The 13,171-nt window shown below is 64.1% G+C and carries 12 protein-coding genes; 8 read left to right on the top strand and 4 right to left on the bottom strand.

What is annotated here, in order from left to right:
- Positions 1–132 precede the first annotated feature (132 nt).
- The gene (locus tag M727_RS0104235; protein WP_027151627.1) at positions 133–594 is read left to right on the top strand and encodes a carbon monoxide dehydrogenase subunit G; all 462 of its coding nucleotides are present in this window, start codon (positions 133–135) and stop codon (positions 592–594) included.
- Positions 595–733: 139 nt separating this feature from the next.
- On the opposite strand, the gene M727_RS0104230 is transcribed toward M727_RS0104235, so the two are convergent.
- On the bottom strand, positions 734–1,927 hold the full coding sequence (locus tag M727_RS0104230; RefSeq protein WP_027151626.1) for an Mrp/NBP35 family ATP-binding protein: 1,194 nt from the start codon (positions 1,925–1,927) through the stop codon (positions 734–736).
- 237 nt (positions 1,928–2,164) lie between these two features.
- Between M727_RS0104230 and M727_RS0104225 the strand changes: the two genes are divergently transcribed.
- The 7 genes from M727_RS0104225 to M727_RS0104195 all read left to right on the top strand — a co-directional run bounded on the left by M727_RS0104225 (position 2,165) and on the right by M727_RS0104195 (position 9,761).
- On the top strand, positions 2,165–2,542 hold the full coding sequence (locus M727_RS0104225; RefSeq protein ID WP_027151625.1) for a VOC family protein: 378 nt from the start codon (positions 2,165–2,167) through the stop codon (positions 2,540–2,542).
- Positions 2,543–2,639: 97 nt separating this feature from the next.
- Positions 2,640–3,539: a LysR family transcriptional regulator gene (locus M727_RS0104220; protein ID WP_027151624.1), complete on the top strand. Its 900-nt coding sequence runs from the start codon at positions 2,640–2,642 to the stop codon at positions 3,537–3,539.
- Positions 3,540–3,670: 131 nt separating this feature from the next.
- Positions 3,671–4,150, top strand: a complete 480-nt coding sequence (locus M727_RS0104215) for a formate dehydrogenase subunit gamma (protein WP_027151623.1) — start codon at positions 3,671–3,673, stop codon at positions 4,148–4,150.
- Positions 4,147–5,703, top strand: coding sequence for an NADH-quinone oxidoreductase subunit NuoF (locus M727_RS0104210; RefSeq protein ID WP_027151622.1), 1,557 nt, complete (start codon positions 4,147–4,149; stop codon positions 5,701–5,703). The genes M727_RS0104215 and M727_RS0104210 overlap by 4 nt, the downstream gene beginning before the upstream one ends.
- Before the next feature lie 10 nt (positions 5,704–5,713).
- Positions 5,714–8,590: a formate dehydrogenase subunit alpha gene (gene fdhF / locus M727_RS0104205; protein ID WP_027151621.1), complete on the top strand. Its 2,877-nt coding sequence runs from the start codon at positions 5,714–5,716 to the stop codon at positions 8,588–8,590.
- A gap of 3 nt (positions 8,591–8,593) precedes the next feature.
- A complete protein-coding gene (gene fdhD / locus M727_RS0104200; RefSeq protein ID WP_027151620.1) occupies positions 8,594–9,424 on the top strand; it encodes a formate dehydrogenase accessory sulfurtransferase FdhD in 831 nt (276 codons plus the stop codon).
- Complete coding sequence (locus tag M727_RS0104195; RefSeq protein ID WP_027151619.1) at positions 9,414–9,761, top strand: formate dehydrogenase subunit delta; 348 nt, start codon at positions 9,414–9,416, stop codon at positions 9,759–9,761. The genes fdhD and M727_RS0104195 overlap by 11 nt, the downstream gene beginning before the upstream one ends.
- Before the next feature lie 70 nt (positions 9,762–9,831).
- Here the strand turns inward: M727_RS0104195 and M727_RS0104190 are convergent, their stop codons facing one another.
- From M727_RS0104190 to M727_RS0104180, 3 genes are read right to left on the bottom strand one after another with little or no spacing between them, the layout of a single operon-like run.
- On the bottom strand, positions 9,832–11,259 hold the full coding sequence (locus M727_RS0104190) for a gamma-aminobutyraldehyde dehydrogenase (RefSeq protein ID WP_027151618.1): 1,428 nt from the start codon (positions 11,257–11,259) through the stop codon (positions 9,832–9,834).
- A 29-nt stretch (positions 11,260–11,288) separates the two neighbouring features.
- Positions 11,289–12,104: an ABC transporter permease gene (locus M727_RS0104185; protein WP_027151617.1), complete on the bottom strand. Its 816-nt coding sequence runs from the start codon at positions 12,102–12,104 to the stop codon at positions 11,289–11,291.
- Positions 12,094–13,059, bottom strand: a complete 966-nt coding sequence (locus M727_RS0104180; protein WP_027151616.1) for an ABC transporter permease — start codon at positions 13,057–13,059, stop codon at positions 12,094–12,096. The genes M727_RS0104185 and M727_RS0104180 overlap by 11 nt, the downstream gene beginning before the upstream one ends.
- Positions 13,060–13,171: the final 112 nt, after the last annotated feature.

Raw genomic sequence — 13,171 nt, 5'->3', positions numbered from 1 at the left:
ATCGATATGACAACGCGCGAGAGCAGGCAAGAGGCACGCGCCATCCGATTCCGGACTTTGGTGCGATAGACATGCGTTTACCCCCACGCTAGACCGCATCGGGGCTTGTCAATTCGTATCCGGGAGATTTTGATGGCTTTGGTTATCGAAGGCGAGGAACGCATCGCCGCACCCCTGCAAAAGGTGTGGGAGGCGCTGAACGACCCGGACGTTCTGAGGCAGACCATTCCGGGCTGCCAGAGCCTTGAAAAGAAGTCGGACACCGAGATGGCGGCGACCGTGGTGGTCAAGATCGGCCCGATCAAGGCGACATTCAACGGCGAGGTGACGCTCAGGAATCTCAACCCGCCGCATTGCTACACCATCCAGGGCGAGGGCAAGGGCGGCATCGCCGGCTTCGCCAAGGGCGGCGCCGATGTGACGCTGACCGCCGATGGCCCGGAGGCGACGATCCTCAGATATGCGGCCAAGGCCGATGTCGGCGGCAAGATCGCCCAACTCGGCAGCCGGCTGATCGAATCGACATCGAAGAAACTGGCCGGACAGTTTTTTTCGAGTTTTGGCGAGAAAGTTGGCGGCTCCCCTCCCCCTTGAGAAGGGTGCCGCGCGAAGCGCGGCAAGAGGGGTCGCCTCAACCGCCTCGACCTACAACTGGCGTTGACCAAGAAAGGTGGAGTGCGTCGCCACCGACCCCACCCGACCCTGCGGGCCACCCTCCCCTCAAGGGGGAGGATCACTCAAACACGATGTTCGGCACGGCGGCTTCGGCCGCGCCGCGTTCTTCTTTGACCCGGCCCCAGACGTTCGCGGCGATGTCGCGGTAGATCTTGGCCTCGGCGCTGTCGGGCTTGGAGACCACCACCGGCCTGCCGGCATCCGAGCTTTCGCGGATGCCCATTTCGAGCGGCACTTCGCCGAGGAAGGAGACGCCGAGACGCTCGGCCTCGCGGCGCGCGCCGCCATGGCCGAAGATGTCGTAGCGCTTGCCGGTGTCGGGGGCGAGGAAATAGCTCATATTCTCGACGATGCCCAACACCGGCACGTCGACCTTCCTGAACATGTTGAGGCCTTTTCGCGCATCGATCAGGGCCAGATCCTGCGGCGTCGAGACGATGACGGCGCCGGCCAGCGGCACCTGCTGGGCCATGGTCAGCTGCGCGTCGCCGGTGCCGGGCGGCATGTCGACGACGAGCACGTCGAGCGGACCCCATTCGACCTCGCGCAACATTTGCGTCAATGCCGACATCACCATCGGCCCGCGCCAGATCATTGGCGTCTCCTCATCGACGAGGAAGCCCATCGACATCACCTTCAGGCCGTAGTTCTCCATCGGCCTCAGGACCTTGCCGTCGACGGTCTGCGGCCGGCCATGGATGTTGAGCAGCCGCGGCATCGACGGGCCGTAGATGTCGGCGTCGAGCACGCCGACCCTCAGGCCGTTGGCGGCGAGGCCAAGCGCGATGTTGACGGCAGTGGTCGACTTGCCGACGCCGCCCTTGCCGGAAGCGACAGCGATGATCGCCTCGATGCCGGGCACGCCGCGCTTGCCTTGACTGTGCGAGGCTGGAGCGTGCGGAGCCGGACGTGGCGCGGCAGCGGGTGCGGCCGGCGGTACGGGCCTGGGGGCAGGCCTTTGCGGCACCGGAGCTTCCATGCCGCCACCCTTCTTTTCCGCCGTCAGCGCGACCACGGCTCCGGCGACACCCGGGATCGCCTTGACGACACGCTCGGCGGCGGCACGCAGCGGCTCCATCTCCTGGGCCCGGGCAGCCGGCACCGTGATCGAAAAGAACACCTTGGCATCGGCAATGAAAATCTCGGAGACCATGCCGAGGTCGACGATGTTGCCGGTGAAGTCCGGTCCGTTGACCGTCTTCAGGCGCTCGATGACGATTTCCTTGGTGACGTTTTCCTGGACGGCGGGCATCAGCTTTTCCTCTGCTTTTGCGACTGAGATAGTGCAGTTCCCGAACAGAACCAAGCGGCGGAACGACACGCACGGGCGTGGCTGCAAAAACTTGCGTCCGTTTGTCGGTCTTGCAGAGGACGAAACGTCTTTAGGGAAGAAGCACGCCGATCGCACAGGCTGCGGTCGCCGGAAGACGGAACAGCCCTATCTTTGCAGGCTTCGGACGTGCTCGCCCGCAAGCAAAGGAGACCAATCATGCTCGCAAACAGCAACGCAACGGCCAATCTCGCGGTGAAGGACCTGGCCAAGGCCAAGGCCTTCTATGAAGACGTTCTGGGGCTGACGGAGGTTCACAACGAGGGTGGCGAACTGATCGTCTACAAATGCGGCGACACCAGCATCAATGTCTATCGCTCGCAATTCGCCGGAACCAACAAGGCGACGGCGGTGACCTGGATGGTCGGCGACGAGATCGACACCATCGTCAAGGCGCTGAAATCGAAAGGCGTTGTCTTCGAGCACTACGAGATGCCGGGCCTGAAGCTGGAAGGCGACATCCATGTTGGCTACGGCATGAAGGTCGCATGGTTCAAGGATCCTGACGGCAACATTCTGAACCTGGTCGACAGGTAGGCACGTACGGCCGCGAAGCTTCGGCCGCAATGAGGATCCGCCAGGCAAAAACAGTATGCATCTGGCGCAGCCTCACTTGGCCGGGTAGCGTCCGCTCATGATCGACAAGCTGGAATTCTTCATCGCGCTGGCCAGGGAGGAGCATTTCGGCCGGGCGGCGGAGGTGTGCGGCGTCACCCAGCCGACGCTTTCGGCCGGCATCAAGCAGCTGGAGGGCCAGCTCGGCGTGATGCTGGTTCTGCGCGGCTCGCGCTTCCAGGGGCTGACGCCGGAGGGAGAACAGGTGCTGGCGTGGGCGCGCCGCATCGTCGGCGATACCCGCACCATGCGCGAAGAGATGCGGGCGGCGCGTCACGGCCTTTCGGGGCGCATCCGCATCGCCGCCATCCCGACGGCGCTGGCCATGGTGGCGCGGCTGACGACACCCTTTCGGGCAAAACATCCCGGCGTCACCTTCTCGGTGCTGTCGCGCACCTCGATCGAGGTGCTGTCGCTGCTCGGCAATTTCGACATCGACGCCGGCATCACCTATCTCGACAACGAGCCGCTGGGGAGGGTGACCAGCGTGCCGCTCTATGACGAGCGCTATCAGCTGATCACCGCGATCGGAAACCCCTATTCCGACCGCGACAAAGTGACATGGGCGGAGCTCAGCCAGCTGCCGCTCTGCCTGTTGACGCCGGACATGCAGAACCGCCGCATCATCGACCAGCATTTGGCCGAAGCCGGCACGCAGGTGCGGCCGACACTCGAATCCAATTCGATGATCGTGCTGTTCTCGCATATCCGTACCGGAAAATGGTCGTCGATCATGCCGCTCAACCTCTCGGAAACATTCGGCTTTTCCGAGCCGATCCGGGCCATTCCGATCGTTGAGCCAGACGCCAGCCACACCGTCGGGCTGGTGGCGACGCTGCGCGAGCCGCATACCCCGCTGGTCTCGGCGCTGCTGGACGAGGCAATGGCGCTGGCAGACGATTTCCGCGCCCGCCACTGAGCTAGAGATTGCAGGCTGGACGGCAGCGATAGAAGATTTCTATCGAGCAACGGATCAGCTTTATTGATTTAGCGGGTTTCCTCCGATTTCCTAGGCACTTAGCGGATTACTACGACCAGGGAGGGCGCTGCATGATCATGCAGCCTGCAAGTACCGAGATCGCGTCGCGCACGGCGGCGATCGTCCAGGAGCTGAAGGGCCTCGAAGGCCCGCTGTTGCCGATCCTCCACGGCATCCAGGAAGAGTTCGGCCATGTGCCGCAGGACGCACTGCCGGTCATCGCCGAGGCGCTGAACATCTCCAAGGCGGAGGTGCACGGCGTCGTCACCTTCTACCACGATTACCGCAGCCAGCCGGCCGGCCGGCATGTGCTGAAGCTCTGCCAGGCCGAAGCCTGCCAGTCGATGGGCTCGGACGCGATTGCCGCCAAGCTCAAGCAATTGCTGGGCATCGGCTTCCACGAGACGGCCCGCGACGGTTCGGTGACGCTGGAGCCGGTCTATTGCCTCGGCCTTTGCGCCTGCGCGCCATCGGCGATGCTGGACGGCGAGGTGATCGGCCGGCTCGATGACGAAAAGCTCGACGAGATCGTTGCCGAGGTGCGCTCATGATCCCACGCATTTACATTCCCGGCGATTCCGGCGCGCTGGCGCTCGGTGCGGAAAAGGTCGCCAAGGCGATTGAGAAGGAATTGGCCGATCGCGGCATCGAGGCCAAGATCGTGCGCAACGGCTCGCGCGGCGCCTATTTCCTTGAGCCGATGGTCGAGGTGGCGACAGAAAATGGCCGTGTCGCCTATGGGCCGGTGAAGCCGTCCGAGGTCAAAAGCCTGTTCGACAGCGGCTTCCTCACCGGCGGTCATCACAAGCGCTGGCTGGGCGCGCCCGACAAGATCCCGTTCCTGGCCAGGCAGACGCGCCTGACCTTCGCGCGCTGCGGCGTCATCAATCCACTGTCGCTCGATCACTACAAGGCGCATGGCGGGCTGAAGGGGCTGCAGAACGCCGTGGCTATGGCGCCAGCCGAAATCGTCAAACAGGTCACCGAGTCGGGCCTGCGCGGTCGCGGCGGCGCCGGCTTCCCGACCGGCATCAAGTGGAAGACGGTGCTCGATACGACCGCCGACAAAAAGTACATCGTCTGCAATGCCGACGAGGGCGACAGCGCCACCTTCGCCGACCGCATGATCATGGAGGGCGATCCCTTCGTGCTGATCGAAGGCATGGCGATCGCCGGTGTCGCCACCGGCGCGACCAAGGGCTTTGTCTATATCCGCTCGGAGTATCCGCATGCGGTGGCGATGATGCAAAAGGCGGTCGAGGCTGCCCGCAAGGCCGGCCTGCTCGGCCTCAACGTGCTGGGCTCGCCCAACGCCTTTGACATCGAAATCCGCGTTGGCGCCGGCGCCTATGTCTGCGGCGAGGAAACCTCGTTGCTCAACAGCCTCGAAGGCAAGCGCGGCGTCGTTCGCGCCAAGCCGCCACTGCCGGCCATCCAAGGGCTGTTCGGCAAGCCGACGGTGATCAACAACGTCATCTCGCTGGCCTCGGTGCCTGTGATCATGGACAAGGGTGCTGCCTTCTACAAGGATTTCGGCATTGGCCGCTCGCGCGGCACCATTCCGATCCAGATCGCCGGCAATGTCAGATATGGCGGCCTGTTCGAGGCGGCGTTCGGCATGACGCTTGGCGAGATCGTCGACGACATCGGCGGCGGCACGGCGACTGGACGGCCGGTCAAGGCGGTGCAGGTCGGGGGTCCGTTGGGAGCTTATTTTCCCCGCGCCTTGTTCGACACGCCATTCGACTACGAGGCTTTCGCCGCCAAGGACGGGCTGATCGGCCATGCCGGCATCACCGTGTTCGACGACACCGCCGACATGCTGAAGCAGGCGCGCTTCGCCATGGAGTTCTGCGCCATCGAGAGCTGCGGCACGTGCACGCCCTGCCGCATCGGCTCGACACGCGGCGTCGAGACGATCGACAAGATCGCCAGGGGTATCGAGCCGGAAAAGCAGATCGAGCTGGTGACGGACCTCTGCAACACGATGAAGTTCGGTTCGCTCTGCGCGCTGGGTGGCTTCACGCCTTATCCGGTGATGAGCGCAATCAGCCACTTCCGCGAAGATTTCAAGCCGGCGCCAGTCGCCGAAGCAGCAGAATAGGAACCTCGCCATGGGTCTCATTCAGGAAATCGACTACGGCACGCCGGCCTCGACATCCGAGAAGCAGGTGACGCTGACGGTCGACGGCTTCACCGTCACCGTGCCGGAAGGCACCTCGATCATGCGCGCCTCGATGGAGGTCGGCATTGCCATCCCAAAACTTTGCGCCACCGACATGGTCGACGCCTTCGGCTCCTGCCGGCTCTGCCTGGTCGAGATCGACGGCCGCAACGGCACGCCCTCCTCCTGCACGACGCCGGTGGCGCCGGGCATGGTCGTGCACACCCAGACCGGTCGGCTGAAGGACATCCGCCGCGGCGTGATGGAGCTCTACATCTCCGACCATCCGCTCGACTGCCTGACCTGTGCGGCCAATGGCGACTGCGAATTGCAGACGCAGGCCGGCGTCGTCGGCCTGCGCGACGTGCGCTACGGCTATGAGGGCGACAACCACGTCTTCAAGAAGAATGATGGCGCCGAAAACTTCAAATGGATGGCGAAGGACGAGTCCAACCCATACTTCACCTATGATCCATCGAAATGCATCGTCTGCTCGCGCTGCGTGCGCGCCTGCGAGGAGGTGCAAGGCACATTCGCGCTGACCATCGAGGGCCGCGGCTTCGAAAGCCGTGTGTCGCCCGGCATGCACCAGCTTTTCATCGACAGCGAGTGCGTGTCCTGCGGCGCCTGCGTGCAGGCCTGCCCGACGGCGACGCTTTCCGAGAAATCGGTGATCAAGATCGGCCAGCCGGAGCATTCGGTCGTCACCACCTGCGCCTATTGCGGCGTCGGCTGCTCGTTCAAGGCCGAAATGCGCGGCGACGAACTGGTGCGCATGGTGCCCTACAAGGACGGCAAGGCGAACCGTGGCCATAGCTGCGTCAAGGGCCGTTTCGCCTACGGCTACTCGACCCACAAGGAGCGCATCCTCAATCCGATGATCCGCGAAAAGGTCACCGATCCATGGCGCGAGGTGTCGTGGGAAGAAGCGCTGACCCACACCGCCAATGAGTTCCGCCGCATCCAGTACCAGTATGGCCGCACCTCGATCGGCGGCATCACCTCGTCGCGCTGCACGAATGAGGAAACCTATCTGGTGCAGAAGCTGATCCGCCAGGGTTTCCGCAACAACAATGTCGATACCTGCGCCCGCGTCTGCCATTCGCCGACCGGCTATGGCCTTGGCCAGACTTTCGGCACTTCGGCAGGCACCCAGGATTTCGATTCGATCGAGCAGACCGATGTGGTGATGATCATCGGCGCCAATCCGACCGACGCACATCCGGTGTTTGCTTCGCGCATGAAGAAGCGGTTGCGCAAGGGCGCAAAGCTGATCGTGCTCGACCCGCGCCGCACCGACATCGTGCGCTCGGCTCATATCGAGGCGCAGCATCATCTGCCGCTGAAGCCGGGTACCAATGTCGCCGTGGTCACCGCGCTTGCCCATGTCATCGTCACCGAAGGCCTGTTCGACGAGGCCTTCATCCGCGAACGCTGCGACTGGGACGAGTTCCAGGATTGGGCGTCGTTCGTGGCGCTGCCGGAAAACAGCCCTGAGGTGGTCGGCCAGCTCGCCAATGTCGATCCTGAAGAGATCCGCAGCGCCGCACGGCTGTTTGCCACCGGCGGCAATGGCGCGATCTATTACGGCCTCGGCGTGACCGAGCACAGCCAGGGCTCGACCACCGTCATCGCCATCGCCAATCTCGCCATGGCGACCGGCAATATCGGCCGGCCGGGCGTCGGCGTGAACCCGCTGCGCGGCCAGAACAACGTCCAGGGCTCCTGCGACATGGGCTCGTTCCCGCATGAGCTGCCCGGCTATCGCCACGTCTCCGGCGACGCGGTGCGCGATATCTATGAAAGCCTGTGGGGGGTCAAACTCGACGACGAGCCCGGCCTGCGCATCCCCAACATGCTGGACGCCGCCGTCGACGGCTCGTTCAAGGGCCTCTATGTGCAGGGCGAGGACATTTTGCAGTCGGATCCCGACACCAAGCATGTCGCCGCAGGCCTTGCGGCGATGGAATGCGTGGTCGTGCACGATATCTTCCTCAACGAGACCGCCAACTACGCGCATGTCTTCCTGCCCGGCTCGACCTTCCTCGAGAAAGACGGCACCTTCACCAATGCCGAGCGCCGCATCAACCGCGTGCGCAAGGTGATGGCGCCGAAGAACGGGCTGGCCGACTGGGAAGTGACGCAGAAGCTCGCACAGGCGATGGGGCTTGCCTGGAATTACCAGCATCCGTCCGAAATCATGGATGAGATCGCCAGGACGACGCCGAGCTTCGCCAAGGTCTCCTACGACTATCTGGAAAAGATGGGCTCGGTGCAGTGGCCTTGCAACGAGCAGGCGCCGGAAGGCACGCCGATCATGCATATCAGCGGCTTCGTGCGTGGCAAGGGCAAGTTCATCCGCACCGAATATGTGGCGACCGACGAGAGGACGGGACCGCGCTTCCCGCTGCTGCTGACCACCGGCCGCATCCTGTCGCAGTACAATGTCGGCGCGCAGACCAGGCGTACCGACAATGTCATGTGGCACAGCGAGGACCGGCTCGAGATCCACCCGCATGACGCCGAAAACCGCGGCCTGCGCGACGGCGACTGGGTCCGCCTGACCAGCCGCTCCGGCGAGACGACGCTGCGCGCGCTGATCACCGACAAGGTGTCGCCTGGCGTGGTCTATACGACATTCCACCACCCCGACACGCAGGCCAACGTCATCACCACCGACTTCTCCGACTGGGCGACCAACTGTCCGGAATACAAGGTGACGGCGGTGCAGGTCGGCGCGTCCAACGGGCCGTCGGAATGGCAACTCGACTATGACGAGCAGGCCCGCAACAGCCGTCGCATCGCGACCTTGGAAGCAGCGGAGTAATCTTTGAGCGCGCGCCGCAAAGCGACCACACAAATCTCCCGCCTCGCCCACCGCGCCGGCGGCAGTGTGGCCGCCAACCGGATGGTGCCGGAAGAGACGCCGGTGGCGTTCTCCTTTGCCGGCACCACTCACGCGGTGATGATGGCAAGTCCGGCCGATTTCGAGGATTTCGCGCTCGGCTTCTCGCTGACCGAAGGCATTATCGCCGACGGCCGGGAAATCGAGGCGATCGAGGTTGAGGATCACGGCGCCGGCATCGACATCCAGATCAGGCTGAAGGACCAGGCCAATACGCGCTTCGAGGCGCGGCGCCGACGGCTGGCCGGCCCGGTCGGCTGCGGGCTGTGCGGCATCGAGTCGATCGAGGAGGCGATGCGCTCGGTCGAGGCGGTCGGTTCGTCAAGACTTACACTTGACACCGACGACATCGTCCGTTCGGTCAGGCGTTTGTCGAAAGCGCAGCCGCTGCATGCCGAGACCGGTGCGGTCCATGCCGCCGGTTTTTATATCCCAGGCAAGGGCCTCGTCATGGCGCGCGAGGATGTCGGCCGCCACAATGCGCTCGACAAGCTGGCCGGGGCGCTCGCCAAAGCCGGCATCGATGGCTCCTTGGGTGCCGTCGTGGTGACGTCGCGCGTTTCGGTCGAGATGGTGCAGAAGACGGCGGCGATCGGCGCTGCATTCATCATTGCCGTTTCGGCGCCGACGGCACTTGCCATCCGCACCGCCGGGGACGCCGGCATGACGCTGGTGGCTTTGGTGCGCGGCGATGATTTCGATATTTTCACCCACCCCGAGCGGGTGGCTTCCGGAGTTGCCAAGCATGTCGCATGACGAAGGCCACATCATGAGCACCAGCGAAAAGCTGGTCCGCATGGCCAACCAGATTGCCGCCTTTTTTCACTCCAAGCCGCGCGAGGAAGGCATTGCCGGCGTCGCCGAGCACATCAACAAGTTCTGGGAGCCGAGGATGCGGCGGCAATTGTTCGAAATGCTGGACAATGGTGGCGAAGGCTTCAACGAGCTCGTCGTGGCCGCCGCGCCCAGGATCAAGCGGCCGGCCGCGCCGGAAGCAGCGGGCTTCGGCGCCGATGCCGGGGGCGTCGTTTCAGGCGGCAAGGGCCCCGGGGCCGGAGAGTCGGATACCGGGATCGCCGCTTCGCAGAAGTAGGCCCGGTGCTGCCCCTCATCCGGCCCTTCGGGCCACCTTCTCCCCGTCAACGGGGAGAGGTAAAAAGGCGCTACCCATGTGCCACCATCACATGGCGGACGGCGGTATAATCCTCCAGCGCATAGAGCGACATGTCTTTGCCGTAGCCGGACTGCTTCAGCCCGCCATGCGGCATCTCGTTGGTCAGCATGAAGTGGGTGTTGATCCAGGTGCAGCCGTATTGCAGCCGGGCGGCCGTCGCCATCGCGCGCGAGACATCCTTGGTCCACACCGAGGACGCAAGGCCATAGTCGCTGTCATTGGCCCAGCTCACCGCCTCGTCGACCTCGGAAAAGCGGGTGACGGAGACAACCGGCCCGAACACTTCGCGGCGCACGATCTCGTCTTCCTGCAGCGCGCCGGCGACGACGGTTGGCTGATAGAAGAAGCCGGAGCCCTCGCCCGGCTTGCCGCCGGTGGTGATCTCGATGTGCTTCAGCTCCGAGGCGCGCTCGACGAAGCTCGAGACGCGGTCGCGCTGGCGGCGTGAGATCAACGGCCCGATCTCGTTTGCGGTGTCGTCGGGGCGGTTGTATTTGATGGTCGAGACGGCGGCGGAAAGGTCGGCGACGAGCTTGTCGTAGATCTTCTTGCCGGCATAGATGCGGCAGGCGGCGGTGCAGTCCTGGCCGGCATTGTAATAGCCGAAGGCGCGCAGGCCATTGACCACCGCGCCGAGATCGGCGTCGTCGAAGACGATGACCGGAGCCTTGCCGCCGAGTTCGAGATGCGTGCGCTTGACCGATTTGGCGGCGGCCTGCAGCACCTTCTTGCCGGTGGCGACATCGCCGGTGATCGAGATCATGTTGATTTTCGGGTGGTTGATCAGCGTGTTGCCGACGCTGTCGCCTCTGCCGAGCACGACGTTGACGACGCCCTCGGGCAGAATCTCGGCAAGGATTTTTGCCAGCTTCAGCGCCGTCAGCGGCGTCTGCTCGGACGGCTTGAAGACGACCGTGTTGCCGCCGGCAATCGCTGGCGCCAGCTTCCAGGCCATCATCATCAGTGGGTAGTTCCACGGCGCGATCGAGGCGACGACGCCGATGGCATCGCGGCGAACCATCGAAGTGTGGCCCGGAATGTATTCACCGGCGACCTGGCCCGGCATCGAGCGGACAGCGCCGGCAAAGAAGCGGTAGCAGTCGACGATCGCCGGGATTTCGTCGTTGAGCACGGCATTGATCGGCTTGCCGCAATTGAGCGCCTCGAGGGCGGCGAAATCTTGTGCCGCGGCCTCGATGCGATCGGCGATCTTCAGGAGATGACCGGAGCGCTGCGCCGGCGTGGTGCGCGACCAGGTGACGAAGGCCTTTTCGGCCGCCAGCACCGCCGCCTCGATCTGCGCCTGGCTGGCTTCAGGCAGGTTGAGGATAGTCGCCCCGGTCTTTGGATTGAGGATCGGCTCCTCGGTCTCGGTGCCCTTCTCGAATTTCGAGCCGATCAGCATCTTTGTGTCCATGGCAGTCTCTCCCTTATGGATTCTTGACGTCATTTGCCCGAACCGGCGATCTGGTCGCCGTCGCGGGTCAGGTAATAGGCGACGAGGATGGGCAGCAGCGTCACCAGCACGACGACCATGGCCACGACATTGGTGACCGGGCGCTGGCGCGGACGGATCAGTTCCTCCAGCATCCAGATCGGCAGCGTCTGCTGCTGGCCGGCGGTGAAGGTGGTGACGATGACCTCGTCAAACGACAGCGCAAAGGCAAGCATGCCGCCGGCAAGCAGCGCGGTGGCGATGTTGGGCAGCACGACATGCCGAAACGTCTGGAAGCCGTCAGCGCCGAGGTCCATCGACGCCTCGATCATCGAGCCGGAGGTGCGGCGAAAGCGGGCGACGGCGTTGTTGTAAACGACGACGACACAGAAGGTGGCGTGGCCGAGCACGATCGTCCAGAACGAGAACGGAATCTCGGCCAGCGAAAAGGCCGAACGCAGCGCGATGCCGGTGATGATGCCGGGCAGCGCGATCGGCAGGATGACCAGCAGCGAGATGGTTTCGCGGCCAAAGAACCGTGTTCGCGAAACGGCGGCCGCGCAGAGCGTGCCGAGGACCAGGGCGACGAGTGTCGAGATGGCGGCGACACGGACCGACAGCGACAGCGCTTCCCACACGTCCGGGCGGTTCCAGGTGACGGCGAACCATTGCATCGTCAGTCCCGGCGGCGGCCAGGCGAAGCTCTTTTCCTCGGTCGTGAAGGCATAGATGAAGATCAGGAAGATCGGCAGATGCAGGAACAGCAGACCGCAGGCGGCGGCGACCTTCAGGCCGAGAGGAGCGGATGGTGAGCCATCAGAGCGCATCGAAGGCCCCCATGCGCTTGGCGCCCCAGAGGTAGAGGCCCATGATGACGATCGGCACCACCGTGAAGGCGGCGGCGAGCGGAATGTTGCCGGCGGTGCCCTGCTGCGAATAGACGGCCTGGCCGATGAACAGCCGCGAGGTGCCGATGATCTGCGGGATGATGTAGTCGCCCAGCGTCAGCGAGAAGGTGAAGATCGAGCCGGCGACGATGCCCGGCAGCGCCAGCGGGAACATCACGTTGCGGAAGGTCTGGCCGGGCGAGGCGCCGAGATCGGACGAGGCCTCGACCAGATTGCCCGGCACGCGCTCGAGCGCCGCCTGCACCGGCAGGATCATGAACGGCAGCCAGACGTAGACGAAGACGATGAAGGTGCCGGTGGACGACACCGACAGCGAGTTGCCGCCGACGACCGGCAGCGACAGCCAGCCATCGAGCAGCCATAGCAGATGCAGCTTGGCGAGCAGCCAGGTGAGAATGCCTTCCTTGGCGAGAATGAGCTTCCAGGCGTAGATCTTGACCAGATAGCTCGACCACAGCGGCAGCATCACGCCGAGATAGAACAGCGCCTTCCAGCGGCCGCGCGCATAGCGGGCCGCGTAATAGGCGATGGGAAAGGCGATGATCGCCGAGGCGAACGTGACCAGGGCCGCCATCGTCACCGTGCGCAGGATGATGTCGAGATTGGCGGCCTGCAGCAGGTCGCCATAGGTCTTCAGCGTGAATTGCCGGTTGATGAGGCCGGAGAATTCGTCGATCGAGAAAAAACTCTGCAAGAGCAGCGCGAACAGCGAGCCGACATAGACGATGCCAAGCCACAGCACCGGCGGCAGCAGCATCAACAGCAGCAGCAGCTTCGGCTTGCGCCAGAACAGGTCGGACAGGGCGCCGCGCACGCCGCCGCTTCCCGGCAGGATGGCGGGAGCGGGAGTGGAGTTGAGCGCGGCGATTGTCATGACGCCGCCCTGTCTTGACGGAGGATATATGAGAGGCCGCGATCCTTCGCGCCCCCCTCTGTCCTGCCGGACATCTCCCCCACTTGGGGGGAGATCGGCAGCTTCGCCTGCA

Source organism: Mesorhizobium sp. WSM2561 (genome assembly GCF_000513915.1).
In the GTDB taxonomy this organism is placed as follows: Bacteria; Pseudomonadota; Alphaproteobacteria; order Rhizobiales; family Rhizobiaceae; genus Mesorhizobium; species Mesorhizobium muleiense.
The sequence above is the reverse complement of the archived record's forward strand: the minus strand, read 5'-3'. Positions and strand labels throughout refer to the sequence as shown.

Excerpts from the sequence above, each read along its gene's own strand:
- M727_RS0104235 (WP_027151627.1), top strand. The coding sequence starts at position 133 with ATGGCTTTGGTTATCGAAGGCGAGGAACGCATCGCCGCACCCCTGCAA.
- M727_RS0104230 (WP_027151626.1), bottom strand. The coding sequence starts at position 1,927 with ATGCCCGCCGTCCAGGAAAACGTCACCAAGGAAATCGTCATCGAGCGC.
- M727_RS0104225 (WP_027151625.1), top strand. The coding sequence starts at position 2,165 with ATGCTCGCAAACAGCAACGCAACGGCCAATCTCGCGGTGAAGGACCTG.
- M727_RS0104220 (WP_027151624.1), top strand. The coding sequence starts at position 2,640 with ATGATCGACAAGCTGGAATTCTTCATCGCGCTGGCCAGGGAGGAGCAT.
- M727_RS0104215 (WP_027151623.1), top strand. The coding sequence starts at position 3,671 with ATGATCATGCAGCCTGCAAGTACCGAGATCGCGTCGCGCACGGCGGCG.
- M727_RS0104210 (WP_027151622.1), top strand. The coding sequence starts at position 4,147 with ATGATCCCACGCATTTACATTCCCGGCGATTCCGGCGCGCTGGCGCTC.
- fdhF (WP_027151621.1), top strand. The coding sequence starts at position 5,714 with ATGGGTCTCATTCAGGAAATCGACTACGGCACGCCGGCCTCGACATCC.
- M727_RS0104195 (WP_027151619.1), top strand. The coding sequence starts at position 9,414 with ATGTCGCATGACGAAGGCCACATCATGAGCACCAGCGAAAAGCTGGTC.
- M727_RS0104190 (WP_027151618.1), bottom strand. The coding sequence starts at position 11,259 with ATGGACACAAAGATGCTGATCGGCTCGAAATTCGAGAAGGGCACCGAG.
- M727_RS0104185 (WP_027151617.1), bottom strand. The coding sequence starts at position 12,104 with ATGCGCTCTGATGGCTCACCATCCGCTCCTCTCGGCCTGAAGGTCGCC.
- M727_RS0104180 (WP_027151616.1), bottom strand. The coding sequence starts at position 13,059 with ATGACAATCGCCGCGCTCAACTCCACTCCCGCTCCCGCCATCCTGCCG.